The organism is Balneolales bacterium ANBcel1 (genome assembly GCA_029688905.1).
Lineage (GTDB): Bacteria > Bacteroidota > Rhodothermia > Balneolales > Natronogracilivirgulaceae > SLLW01.
This window is the reverse complement of sequence record JARULB010000010.1, coordinates 17,622-30,685: the sequence shown is the minus strand read 5'-3', so window position 1 is coordinate 30,685 and position 13,064 is coordinate 17,622. Positions and strand designations below refer to the sequence as shown.

Annotated in this window: 13 protein-coding genes; 7 read left to right on the top strand and 6 right to left on the bottom strand. The window is 51.9% G+C overall.

The genetic code is table 11. The features are described from left to right. Nucleotides 1-266: 266 nt before the first annotated feature. From QA596_12360 to QA596_12350, 3 genes are all read right to left on the bottom strand, one after another. Complete coding sequence (locus tag QA596_12360; GenBank protein MDG5768250.1) at nt 267-545, bottom strand: hypothetical protein; 279 nt, start codon at nt 543-545, stop codon at nt 267-269. A gap of 276 nt (nt 546-821) precedes the next feature. Continuing rightward, nucleotides 822-1,268 (bottom strand): hypothetical protein, encoded by a 447-nt coding sequence (locus QA596_12355; protein MDG5768249.1) that lies wholly within the window; start codon nt 1,266-1,268, stop codon nt 822-824. 368 nt (nt 1,269-1,636) lie between these two features. Next, entirely contained in the window at nt 1,637-3,364 is a 1,728-nt protein-coding gene (locus QA596_12350) for a T9SS type A sorting domain-containing protein (GenBank protein ID MDG5768248.1), read from the bottom strand. A gap of 597 nt (nt 3,365-3,961) precedes the next feature. Between QA596_12350 and lipB the strand changes: the two genes are divergently transcribed. Beyond that, nucleotides 3,962-4,789 carry a lipoyl(octanoyl) transferase LipB gene (gene lipB / locus QA596_12345; GenBank protein MDG5768247.1) on the top strand — a complete coding sequence of 276 codons (828 nt, stop codon included), beginning with the start codon at nt 3,962-3,964 and terminating at the stop codon, nt 4,787-4,789. Nucleotides 4,790-4,856: 67 nt separating this feature from the next. Here the strand turns inward: lipB and QA596_12340 are convergent, their stop codons facing one another. Continuing rightward, nucleotides 4,857-5,135 (bottom strand): hypothetical protein, encoded by a 279-nt coding sequence (locus QA596_12340; protein ID MDG5768246.1) that lies wholly within the window; start codon nt 5,133-5,135, stop codon nt 4,857-4,859. A gap of 623 nt (nt 5,136-5,758) precedes the next feature. Between QA596_12340 and lipA the strand changes: the two genes are divergently transcribed. The 6 genes from lipA (at nt 5,759) to QA596_12310 (ending at nt 11,005) form a co-directional block, all read left to right on the top strand. Beyond that, entirely contained in the window at nt 5,759-6,742 is a 984-nt protein-coding gene (gene lipA / locus QA596_12335; protein MDG5768245.1) for a lipoyl synthase, read from the top strand. Nucleotides 6,743-6,821: 79 nt separating this feature from the next. Then, the gene (gene plsY / locus QA596_12330; protein ID MDG5768244.1) at nt 6,822-7,535 is read left to right on the top strand and encodes a glycerol-3-phosphate 1-O-acyltransferase PlsY; all 714 of its coding nucleotides are present in this window, start codon (nt 6,822-6,824) and stop codon (nt 7,533-7,535) included. After that, nucleotides 7,532-8,539: an NAD(P)H-dependent glycerol-3-phosphate dehydrogenase gene (locus QA596_12325; protein ID MDG5768243.1), complete on the top strand. Its 1,008-nt coding sequence runs from the start codon at nt 7,532-7,534 to the stop codon at nt 8,537-8,539. Before plsY ends, QA596_12325 begins: the two co-directional genes overlap by 4 nt. A 59-nt stretch (nt 8,540-8,598) precedes the next feature. After that, nucleotides 8,599-9,261, top strand: coding sequence for an ATP-binding protein (locus QA596_12320; protein MDG5768242.1), 663 nt, complete (start codon nt 8,599-8,601; stop codon nt 9,259-9,261). 151 nt (nt 9,262-9,412) lie between these two features. Then, nucleotides 9,413-9,781, top strand: coding sequence for an iron-sulfur cluster assembly accessory protein (locus tag QA596_12315; GenBank protein ID MDG5768241.1), 369 nt, complete (start codon nt 9,413-9,415; stop codon nt 9,779-9,781). A gap of 9 nt (nt 9,782-9,790) precedes the next feature. Further along, nucleotides 9,791-11,005 (top strand): amidohydrolase, encoded by a 1,215-nt coding sequence (locus QA596_12310; protein ID MDG5768240.1) that lies wholly within the window; start codon nt 9,791-9,793, stop codon nt 11,003-11,005. A 9-nt stretch (nt 11,006-11,014) separates the two neighbouring features. Here QA596_12310 and hslO read toward each other — a convergent pair whose 3' ends face one another. Both hslO and QA596_12300 read right to left on the bottom strand, forming a co-directional pair. Then, a complete protein-coding gene (gene hslO / locus QA596_12305) occupies nt 11,015-11,911 on the bottom strand; it encodes an Hsp33 family molecular chaperone HslO (GenBank protein ID MDG5768239.1) in 897 nt (298 codons plus the stop codon). Further along, nucleotides 11,908-13,062 (bottom strand): THUMP domain-containing protein, encoded by a 1,155-nt coding sequence (locus tag QA596_12300; protein MDG5768238.1) that lies wholly within the window; start codon nt 13,060-13,062, stop codon nt 11,908-11,910. The genes hslO and QA596_12300 overlap by 4 nt, the downstream gene beginning before the upstream one ends. Nucleotides 13,063-13,064: the final 2 nt, after the last annotated feature.

The following is a 13,064-nucleotide window of genomic DNA, read 5'->3' as shown; positions in this document are numbered from 1 at the left end:
GAGCCGGTGACTTTACCGAAACCCGACAAATGACGCTGGTTAAATAATGTTCCAGGTTTAACCAGCGCTGCAGTTCATAAGTACCAAAGCAACAAAATATTACACTTGCGGTTGAAACCGACGAGCGTTCGTCTGGAATTATTCTGCCTTGCACCCGAAGAATCATCGATATTTTCGGGAGGGCCCGAGTGGGGCCAGGAATGTCCAGTAGCTACCCGGGCAAGTCCGCCGATGAGGCGAACCTCACCGCGACTTGCAAAAGCAGGTTACTGCACTTTCAGCGTGCCATACATTCCTTCTTCTCGATAAGACCCGGTGCTGCTGTAGTACTCGAACTCACCCCTTTCATCAGCCAGAAACTCAACTGTGTGGGATTCTCCCTCGCCGATCTGCCTGGTAGCAACATCAAACTCGTCCACAACCCAGTCGTGGGTTCCGTTGATTACCTCCAGGTTGAGTCGTACATTTTCTCCCAGCGAGACGACCAGATCAGGGTTCGCTCCCGGTAAACCGTCCCTGTAGAACGCCCCGTCTTCGGCTTTCATATTTATAATTACATATACTTCACCCTCATCACTATCAAATATGTTACATGATGTAAAAGAAAAAGCCAGGATTGTAAATGAGAGTACAAAAATGTAACTAGCAGACTTTGGCTTTAAAAATCTTGCAATGCTTTTATAGAACATAGTCGAATAAATATTAAATTTTACATTTATTTTTTTACACTGTGAAACTTCAAAGTAGTTAGTGACTTATAACTACTTAAACATTGGAACGTGTTTGTATATAAAATAGTATGTTTGAATAATAAAAATCCACTAGCAGCATAATATTTTTACAGACGCTAAACGGATAATCGGTTTGGATAGTCGGCAGCCTCTCACTTCACAAACAGCATCTTCCGGGACACCGTATATGCACCGGCCTGAAGACGATTGCCTGCCATCTCCAGTCACGCTTCCGGTAACAAACGAACTGGAGATATCGCTTAAATAACTTTTTCCTGCGATTCCTCCCACACTTTCCCGGCCGACAATGTGCACATCCACAAGACCGATATTTGCAATTTTCGCCATGTATGCAGAACCAAACAGGCCTACACAGCATCCATCCGGCCGATTAATGTACAGATCGGATATGACATATCCCCCGCCATCGAAGGATCCGGCCAGCCAGACCGGTATAAAACCTTTTCCGTCATTCCAGTCTGCCGTTTCCGAAGCGTTGATATCGGCGATCTGGATGAAGTGCTTGTCCTGACTCATGTTTTGCCCCTGAATGTGTTATCTATCGGGAAAAGCCAATGCCAATCAGAAAGAAACAGGAAGACAGAGGTTAGCAGAGTAATCACATAGATGGGAATTCACTGTTTCATCTGTTCAAAATTTTTGATTAAGCGGACACATGCAATTCCATGACCGGTTTAAATCATGCGCCTGTCTGTCTTGGCACCAACCCGGCCATGTTCATAGCGCTTCGCGACCTTCGGTTCATCTTTTTGACGTTTCTGATTTAAAAGTCAGATTGAATGACATGACCGTTTTTAATCATACTTCTGTGTGTACGGATGATTGACCGGTCATGATCATTTCATACGTCCATCGCTTGATGGTTCATAGATGCAAAAAACCGGTTATTTCACCACCGTCATCTGCCGGGTTTGAGTCAAATCACCGGCGGTCAATCGATACAGGTAGACTCCGCCGGCCAGATCAGAGGCGTCAAAAAGAGCGGTGTGCGATCCGGCCGGCATGGCACGGTCAACCAGAGTGGCCACCCGGCGTCCCATCACATCGTAGACAACCAGCGAAACCTTACGATCTTCCGGAAGGTCATAGCGAATCACCGCTACCGGATTAAACGGATTTGGGTAGTTTTGGTGCAGCACCGTCTGGAATGGAATCCCCGGGGGTGTCGCTGACGTTGTCTGCGCGCCTTTTCCCTGAAACCAGATAACCATCGGACTTGACCAGTTCCTGGCGGTATGTGTCAGTTCCAGCCTTCCTGAATACTCCCTTACCTCCCCGGGTTTGAAAGAAACCATTATGGCATGAACCTCGCCCGGCATCAATGTTCCTCCCTGGCCGTCGGTGGTCATTTCAAACCCGCCAAACCTGCCCGGAGGAAGCTCAGCTGATATTTCCACTTCCGTATTGCCGACATTTTTGATCAGGATCGCCTTCTCGCCAGCATCATCCTCGACACCCACCTCGCCGAAATTATATCTCAGGTGATTGATGCTGATCAAAACCGAATCGTGCGGCTGATGTACCGGGTAGCCGTTCGTTGTAGCCCAGGTGGTTTCAAAGTCAAATCCCTGCAGATGAACTTCAGCATCCGGACCGGTCATCTGTTCGGTGGTCAACCCGATGCCGTTTTCGGAGTTTTCCTCCTCTATCCCATTTTGCTCAAAATCAGTCTGGTCCGTGTCCCAATAGATGCTGCTATATAAAAAGCTATGATTCATGCCTGCAATGGCCCCCACATGCCCTTCACCTTCCACTGTTCCAGCCGAATACACCTCGTTGAACCGGCAAGGCATGGATTGGGCTTCAGCAACAGCAGATCCGTCTTCCACCTTTTCTGCTGTTTCAAGCACCAACACCAATTCACCGGCTATTCCACCGACGTAGGTATCTCCTTTCACATCTGCCAGGGCGTATGATGACGCGATATGACCCGAATAATCATTACACCACAAGGCACCCACCAGCCCGCCGACAAACCCGTTTGTTGCCTCCACCCGCCCGTCAACAAACGAAAAACGAATATCCGGTGATCCAAAGCCTGCCAACCCGCCAACATGTGAATTCCCTACTACACTGATATTCTGTGCAGAACTGTTTGTTATCAATGCACTCCTTTCGATTCCAAACGTAACACTGCTTCCTGCGATACCACCGACAAATTGTATTCCGGTAATCGAACCCGAAACGTGTACATCGTAGATACTCCCGCTATGTGCGCCAGCCAATCCTCCTGTATTATCTTTTCCGGTTATGGAAACATTTGACATTTTCAACCGCCATACGGCGCCCTGGTGTATCCTTCCAAACAAACCGGTGTCGTTCTTTCGCGCCCGGTTAATATGGAGTCCGTCGATGGTAAACCCGTTGCCGCCATATGTGCCGGTAAAAGGGTGCTCCTGGTCCCCAATCGGCTCAAAACCCGCTCCGTTGTTCCAGTCGGCAGTCCCTGTGGCGTCAATATCGGTGATCTGGATGAAATGCTTGTCCAGGTGCTCGTGCTCGCCGATGGCCTGAAGCTGCTCCAAAGTGGCCACCTGATAAGGGTTTGCTTCGCTGCCATCGCCGCCTGCAAACTGTGCTTTCAGCAGCATCGGGGTTAACAGAGTTATCATTGTTATGAATATCCTTTGCTTCATACGTCCCTCCGCTTCTGATCCGTTTCCGGAACCTTCTCATTTGGAATGATGGTTCAATCGAACTATTTGAATAACCGGGATTTTTTTGCACCCTGGTGTTACGATCCCGGCGGGTAATCCGACATTCTGAGTGATCTGCAAACGTTCGGCTTCTCTGTATCAGATCACACGATTATGTTTGTTGTGGAAAAAAAATAAAAGATGCTGCACTATATCCTTTAATCAGTGTAAAAAAAAACCACCAATCTGCAAAGTTTTGAGTCACGATTGCAAAAAAAAATGGACCCTCGCATAGTATCGGACTTACATTATCGAAAGAGTAATTGACTGGAATACCATTACGTGATCCCCTGCATGTAAGCCTGGATTTAAGTAGTCATTGAGAGCTTCTCGGATATGTACTCATTGAGACTTTTTCCTTCCTTTTTTGCCCGAATATATACTTTGCGATGTATCTCTGATGGGAGGCGAAGCATGAGGCGGCCAGAGAACGGTTTGTCCGGTTCACTCACAAATTTCGTAACTTGGCTTCGCAGGGCCGACCGGCCCACAAACGCCGGAATAGCTACACCGATGAAACCTCATATCCACGTTATTAATCTCGGCTCGATGCCGTATCAGGAAGCCTGGCGCTATCAGGAGGCCCTCCAGCAGGCGCTGATCGCCCGCAAACGGGGTACGCAGACAGCACAGACCGATAACTTGCATCAGAATGACGCCCCCGGCGATCCGCACTCTGGCTCGTCGCCGACTCCATCCATCCCAACACGGAGTCCATCTACGCGGTCATCGGACCCATCCGCCCAGCCCGACGGATATCTTCTGTTTGTGGAACACCCGCACGTTTACACGATCGGCAAGAGCGGTGACTGGAACAATCTGCTTTTCACTGGTGATATTCTCAGGCAGAAAGGGATTGAGGTGGTTAAAACCGACCGGGGCGGAGACATTACCTATCACGGTCCGGGGCAGCTGGTAGGGTACCCCGTACTTGACCTTGAGCGGTTCAATCTGGGAGTGGCAGGATACATAGAAGCCCTTGAGGAAGTGATTATGCGCACGGCTGCACATTTCGGGATCACCGCTCAGCGCATCGAAGGGCGAACCGGTGTATGGGTCAAAAACAACAAGCTTTGCGCGATCGGCATCAAATGCTCGCGCTATGTGTGCATGCACGGATTTGCTCTCAACGTTCGCACCGACCTTGACTACTATAACGGTATCATCCCCTGCGGTATCAACGACGGTGGGGTGACCAGCTTTGAGAAGTTGCTCAATGAACCGGTATCTCTAAAGCGTATCAAAAGCGTACTGATCCCGCTATTCCTGAAACAGTTTAATGCCACTGCCGGATCCAGTATTCCGTCAGAAACGTCTCAGTCGAATCAAGCGGATAACTGAGACAGCTTTCACAATACGTCTGCTGTTGCCGTTTTCGGCCCAAGCTTGCTGCACCACCGGGAACCGGCTAGTCCCGGCCCGACCGCAACTCAAAATCCTTCAGCAAAGCCAAAAAGCTGATCAGGATTAAAAACGATGTAGGCACAATCGATGCGAGTATCGCCCAGTCCTGCCAGAGTGCCGGAAACGCATCCACACCAGTCACACTGATTCTTTTTATAAGGGTTGTCAGTGTGAAATAGATCAAGACAAATGTCCCGATGATTGTCACAATTATCGAGACACCCCTGGATAACAGGCTCCTGCTCTTCTTATCTGTCTGGGCATCCAGGATACTCGTTTTCATGTCCATGCTCTTTTCCATTTCAGCAGAAGTTATGAGTTATTGTTAAGCTACCAGGAGTCAGAATAACTGCTCCTGGTAGCGGTTTGAAGTTGATGTTCATTTATTAACTGGTACAGAATGTGGATGCTCCCACCAGGCCAGCCGAAACAGCACCGACCCCGGCGCCAATTGCACAACCTTTCAGAAGTCCAACCGTGAAGCCTTTTGCACATCCATAAATACTACCTGTGCCCGTATAAGTCTCCCATGGCGACAATACCGCACTCCTTCAAAACAGAATCATTTTTTCGCCAGGTATAAAAAAAGCTGATCGAACAATACTCTCCAAAGTGCATAAACACCTGTTTTTATTATAGATCACGAAAAGCCCCATTCCTTACAAAAAAATCTGACAAATTTGCACCGGCCTATGTCCCATAATGAAATGCCGTCTTTTTCACCCCGTCCCGCCTTCCGGGATTGATATCTCCCTTTTCCGCCGGACTCCGATACCAAAGTTTCAGAATCGGCGGGATGTGCTTATTTTACACATGCTTGCCATTACACTGTAATCGTTATTACATCCGCACCCCGAAAATCGCGGTGCGCTTAGTGCAGCACATATCCAAAATCAGAAATTGTTGATGATCAAAGAATTGAACGTCATTTCGCAACCCTCCGCCCGAAGCGGTCAAACCAGTAACACCCCCTCTGCCGGCAATCCCGCAATAAATCAAAATGCCGGCCACCAGCCTTCGAATCAGCCCGGTGTCAAGCGAAAGCGCCGACCCGACTGGCTCCGCTCCCAGATTCCGGGCGGAAAAATCTACAAGGAAATCTCCGACATCATTGAAGATCATTCGCTGCACACGGTTTGCGCCGAGGCGCGCTGTCCCAATATGGCCGAATGCTGGAATGCCGGGACCGCCACCTTCATGATTCTGGGTGACGTCTGCACCCGCTCATGCGGCTTTTGCGCTGTAAAAACCGGGCGTCCGCCCCGGGAACTGGACTGGGACGAGCCCAACCGCGTTGTCGAGGCGGCCAAATTGATGGATCTGAAGCACGTCGTCATCACATCGGTAAACCGTGATGAGCGCAAGGACGGTGGCGCCCCCATCTTTGCCGAAACGATTTATCGGCTGCGAGACGCCATTCCCGGCGTCACCATCGAGGTTTTAATCCCCGACTTCCGCGGCCTTTGGGATGCGCTTCAAACGGTTCTGGATGCCCGGCCGGAGATTCTTAACCACAACCTGGAGACGGTCCCCCGGCTCTACCGCAGAGTCCGGCCGCAGGCCAAATACGACCGGTCGCTGGAGCTGCTCAGAATTGCAAAGGAGCAGGGTATGCGCACCAAAACCGGCATCATGGTCGGCCTGGGCGAGACCCCCGCCGAGGTATTCGAGGTGATGGACGATCTTTCCGCCGCCGATGTTAATATCATGACCATCGGCCAGTACATGCAGCCTACCAAAATGCACCTTCCGGTGGAGGAGTACATCCACCCGGAAATGTTTGAGTCCTACAAGGAGGTCGGCGAAAGCAAAGGAATCGAGCATGTGGAAAGCGGACCTTTTGTCCGTTCTTCCTATCACGCGGAAAAACATTTGGCCCCTTCAGCATAGGATGAAGCCCAAAAAATGATATTTTAGGATTTTACTTTTCTGAATACCAGGCCTTCATCGGGCTGATTTTGAAGATCGTATGTTATCTTTCATCATAATTATTGTATTGAGCTACCTCCTGGGCTCTGTTCCAACTTCGGTTTGGGTTGGCAAAGTGTTCAAAGGAGTGGATATCCGCGAACACGGTAGCGGTAATGCCGGTGCAACCAATACGTTCCGCATCCTGGGATGGAAGGCGGGAACCATTGTCAGCCTTATTGACCTGGCGAAAGGCTTCACCGCAGCCTACTTCATCAGCCAGCTGGGGTACATCACCGGTGCCGTACCGCAAGAAGTGCCCGTTACCATCGGCATCTGGAGCGGTATATGGGAAACCGACGTGTTTATGCGCCTCATTGCGGGCGGCGCTGCGGTGGGCGGACACATGTACCCGCTTTATGCCCGGTTCAAGGGCGGTAAAGGTGTTATCACCGCGGCGGGTATGCTCTATGGCATCGAGCCCATCTCCATTTCACTTGCCATTGGAGTTTTTGTTATCATACTCTTTGCAAGCCGCTATGTATCACTGGCTTCCATCATCGCAACCTTTTCGTATCCGCTCTTTCTGCTGATGCTTAAATACGGGTTCTCGTTCCCCATAGACGGCAGCCTGATAATCATCAGTGCGATTGTAGCCGGTGGCATCATCGTCAAGCACCATACCAATATCCGCCGGCTTATTGAAGGCAACGAAAACCGGATTCGCTCATTCAAACCTGCTAAAGGACGGCTAAACCAGGAGGAAAAGGCGTGAATATCAGTATAATCGGAGCTGGGAGCTGGGGAACGGCACTTGCCCGACTGCTTGCGATTAACGGGCATACGGTCCGGGTGTGGGCCCGGGAGGAAGAAATTGTCGCTAACATCCGGGATCATCACAAGAACGGCGTTTATCTCCCCGAAGTTGTTTTACCTGAAACGGTTACCGCCTATTCCAATCTGGATGAAACCGTTTCTGAAGCCGATCTGATCGTCTTCGCCACGCCTTCGCACACCATACGTGATATGGCCGGAGCCATCAAGCCGCTGTTAACCGGCAAGGAGCGGGTGGTTTCTGTCTCCAAGGGCATTGAAATGGACAGTTTTCTGACCATGAGCCAGGTGCTGGCGGAAGTGCTTCAGCCGGTCATAAGCGACGATTACATCGCGGTGTTGTCGGGCCCCAGTCATGCCGAAGAAGTGGGCCGGGATATGCCGGCAACCGTAGTTGCCTCCTCCAATTCCAAGCAGACCGCTCAGTTTGTGCAGAAAATCTTTATGGGTCCGACATTCCGTGTGTACGTCAATCGCGACATCCTCGGGGTCGAAGTCTCCGGAGCCGTCAAAAATATCATGGCCATTGCCGCCGGCATTGCCGACGGGGCGGAGCTGGGGGACAATGCCAAGGCCGCCCTCATCACCAGGGGACTCACCGAAATGAGACGCCTCGGAATCAGGCTCGGCGCTTCCCAGGATACTTTTTCCGGCCTGACTGGGATCGGCGACCTGATCGTAACATGCACCAGTGTTCACAGCCGTAACCGCAATGTCGGGTACCGTATCGGCAAGGGCGAAACGCTCGAGGAAATCACCCGGTCCATGAATATGGTTGCCGAGGGAATCAAAACCACCCGCTCGGTGTTTAAATGGGCAAAATCACTGGATGTCAGTATGCCTATCACCGAGAAAGTGTACGAGGTCCTGTTCGAAGATCTCTCCCCGGAGGCCGGTGTTCACCACCTGATGACGCGGGCACCCAAGGAGGAGGTCATTTTTTAGCATTTCGTTCGTTATATTGCAGTATCGCTCTTTACATAGCCAATCAGATTGCCAGTATCATGAATCAACACGCCCCCATCCACGGCTCCGTGAGTCTGCGGGATTTGAAAAATCTGATACGTTCCGGTGAAGGTTTACTGCTGGAGTTCAAAAGATCCATCTCCTCTCCTGAAAAAATTGCCCGTGAAATCGCAGCCTTTGCCAATACTCACGGCGGACATCTGATTATCGGTGTCGATGACGACCAGACCATAACCGGCGTCGAAAGTTATCATGAACAGGATTTTTATCTCGAGCAGGCGGCCCATGAACTTTGCAGCCCGGCGCTTTCCTATCAGATGCATGTGATCCCCTTCCATAGCCGGGAAGTTCTGATGGTTTATATTGATGAGGCCAAAGAAAAACCGGTGACCGTACAAAACGGGGAAAAAGATGCCGTATACGTGCGTATCGAAGATCAAAGCACCCGCGCCAGCGCCGAAATGGTCCAGCTGCTGCACCTGCAATCGTCCGATAACGGCGCCTCCTTCCACTATGGCTCCGACGAGCAAAAGCTTTTCCGCTATCTGAACGAGTATCCCGACATAACCGTCGATCAATACTCCAGTTTTGCCGATATCAAGAAAAGCAAGGCCTCACATATTCTGGTCACACTCACCAGCCTCGGCATTCTTCGGCTCAACAAGAAGAACCAGACCGATTTTTTTTCTCTCTCGGCCTGAGTTGCGTTTTTGCTAACAAATAGCGGTGTCACTGCAGGCTTCTCCATCCCCAGGGAACTTCAAATTGGGTTTTGCAATTTGTATATTTGGACTTCGTATAAATAAAGCATCACAAATGCCGGATCAACCCCGGCAAGTAGAAAACTTTTTTATGAACCTTGCAAAAGAAACCCCCACAGAGCAGAATCGAGAGACTCCTGTACAACTGACCGGGCGTGCCGCGCTTCAGATTAAAAAAATCACCCGAGAGGATGCTGTTCCCGAACATCTCTATTTGCGGATTGCCGTCAAGGGCGGGGGATGCTCCGGACTCAGCTATTCCCTGGGATTTGATGAACGCTCGGAAAGCGATCAGTTATTTACCACAAACGGAGTGGAGGTTGTCGTAGACAAACGCCATATTCTCTATTTGAGTGGTATTTCCATTGACTTTCATGACGGCCTGGACGCCCGCGGTTTTATTTTTAATAACCCGAATGCCACCAGCACCTGTGGCTGCGGAACTTCTTTCAGCGCCTGACCTTTTTTTATGGATGACCTGCTGAAGCAACTGCGTTCCCATTCCTTATCGCTGGAAAAGGAGCTGATCTCTTTACGGCGAATGCTCCATCAGCACCCGGAAACCGGCTGGTCGGAGTTCCAGACATCCAAACTGCTCCAGCAACATCTTGTGGATGCCGGACTCCCGACACCCGAAGGGATGGCCGGAACCGGCTTTTATCTCGATATAAAGGGCCAACAGGACGGGCCGCTTGTAGCTTACCGCGCCGACATGGACGCACTGCCCATCCAGGACCGCAAGGAGGTATCCTATGCCTCTCAGAGAAACGGATTCGGCCACCTTTGCGGCCACGACGTGCACAGTACCATAGCAGCCGCAGTTGCCCGGACACTTCATCAGCACAGAAATATGGTCAAAGGCACGGTCCGGGTCTTCTGGCAGCCGGCTGAAGAGATAACGCCGAGCGGTGCTCCCAGGGTTTTGAAAGAGGGTGTTCTGGATGGCGTTGAGGCAGTATACGGCATCCACTGCGACCCGACGATCCCCAGCGGACATTTCAGTGCCCGGCCCGGACCCGAAACCGGATCGTTCGACACGTTTGAAGTAACGGTTGATGCCCCTTCAACCGCGCACTCCGCCAGGCCCTATGAGGGCAACGATACCATCTGGATCGCCCATCAGATTGTTCATCACCTTTATCAGATGATCGGCCGGGTCACAGATGTGCGTAAACCCGGTGTCCTGTCCATTTGTGCCTTCCATGCCGGGGATGCCCTTAACGTGATTCCGCATCATGTTACTTTCGGCGGTACCATACGGACCATGGACGAACAGCTGCGCCAACAACTGCGGGAATACATCCGGAATATCACCATATCCATCGGCCGAATGAACGACGTGGAAGCCGATGTCCGCTTTGGCGAAGGCGCCCCGTCGGTGATCAACAACCCCCAGCTCCACCAGTTCATCCGACGTATTATAACCACTGAGGTTGGCGATGACCGCTTCCCCGAGCGGGAGCAGAGCATAGGGGCCGAAGATTTCGCCTACTACACCCAGAAAATCCCGGGCCTCTTCATGCGGGTCGGGACTGCTCATGCCCCGGAGACAATGCATCCGCTGCACCACTCCCTGTTTGATATCGATGAGCGGGTTATTGCACCGGTGTCGGCGCTCATGGCATACACTCTCATCCGCCACCTGCGGGAGCAGGTTCTGCATGCCCGGTCCCAGTCCGACTAACCGTATCCCTCAGTTTTTCCGGGTACCCGCTATTTGAGCGATGGCGTTAATCTCCTCCCTGCCGAAGTGATACCGTTCACCGCAATAATGGCAAACCATCTCCTCGCCGTCTCCCTCCATCTTCAACAGCTCTTCCGGATCGAGCAGCATCAGCGAACGTTTGAACCGGTTTTTCGAACAGCGGCAGAAGAAGTCCACCGGATACCGTGACAGCTCCCTGACCGCTATACCGCCTGCAACCGTATCCAGCACCTCATCCAGGTAACCGGATTCCAGCTGCCTGCCGATCTGGGGCATGCTGCGGATGTTCTCCTCAAGCTGGTGCGTCTTCTCCTTGTCCGCTCCGGGCATGGCCTGAATCAGCACGCCGCCGGCCTGTGCAACTTCGCCTTTCCCGTCGATCGACACATCCAGCGAGACCGCCGAGGGTATCTGCTCCGACTGAAGCAGGTAGAACGCGAGGTCTTCGTTCACATTGCCGCGCACCAGTTCCACAGTACCAACCACCGGCCGGGCCTTGTTATAGAGGATCCGGGAAACGCTCATCAGTCCGATTCCAATTCCGTCCCCCAGCTTTTCATTATTGGCAAGATCCAGCTCGGCATCGGGCCGCAGGGTATAGCCGCGCACCTCGCCATGACTGGACGCTTCGGCAATCACCGCCCCGGCGGGACCGTTTCCTTCCAGGCGAAGCTGAATCCGCTCTTCTCCTTTCATCCCGGAGGCCAGCAACAGGGCGCCCGTAAGTGTCCGGCCGAGCAGTACCGTGGAAAGAAGCGAAAGGTTGTGATTCTTTTTGGCTGTGCGCACCAGGTTGGTCGACTTGACGATGGCAATCCGGTAATGGCCGTCGTCGGTGATAGCCGTGAGCAGCCGGTCGCGATAGAGAATTTTCTCCTTGTTCATTTTTTGGGTCCGATGGAGTAAGAAATGTATTCGCAGGGTATCGTACCGTTCAGAACGTTAAAGATCTTCCCGTGTTTCAGGGGCATCGTCTTTTTGAATTCCGGATCCGGTGTAATGAAATAGGCTTTATAGCCCTTCGCCTTGTAGCGCAAAACCCTGCCAAGCTCTTCATACATCGATTTCAACTGTTTTCGTTCCCCGATATGCTCGCCATAGGGCGGGTTGGAGATGATCACCCCGTTACCCTCCGGTATCCACAGTTTCTGGAACGGTTTGTCGACAAGCTGGATGTTACGGGAAAGCCGGGCGGTTTTAATATTCTTTTTGCTGATTTCGATCATACGGGGATCTTCATCGCTACCGTAAATCCAGTCCACATCCCGTCGCTCGGCACGTTGTGCATCCCGCATCAGGCGATTCCAGAGCACTTCCCGAAACCGTGGCCACCGTTTGATTCCAAACGAATCGTTCAGCAATGCGGGTGCCCGGTTTTTGGCCATCATCGCCGCTTCGATAAGCAGGGTGCCGGAGCCGCACATGGGATCGACAAAAGGGGTCTCCGGATCCCACATGCTTATGGCAATGAGTCCGGCCGCCAGCACCTCATTAATGGCCGCCTTTCCGGTGGTTTTCCGATAGCCCCGCTGATTCATGCTGCGGCCGGAGGCGTCCAGTCCGATATGGGCGGTTCCGTCCTTGGAAATATGGAGATTGATGCGGACGTCCGGGTCTTTCGGGCTCACACTGGGCCGCAGGTCATATTCCTCCCGGAAACGGTCAACTATCGCATCCTTTGTTTTTTGAGCCAGGAAAACCGAGTGGTTCATTTCGGGATGGTAGGTGACCACATCCACCGCCAGGGTGTGTTTGAGAGTCAGATGGTCGTGCCAGTCGATCGACTTTACCCAGTCATACAGCTCCTGCTCGCTCTGCACCGTCCGCTCATCCAGGCGAATCAGTACTCTGAGCGCCAGCCGCGACCGTATCAGTATGGAGTACAGGGTCTCTTCGTCGGCAACACACGACACTCCCCGCCTGCCGATATAAACATCCCCGGCACCCAGCGAGCGAAGCTCATCGGCAAGTACCTCTTCAAGTCCCATCAGGGTTTTGACAAAAACCTGGATCTGGTTCGATTCGATATCCGGCATTA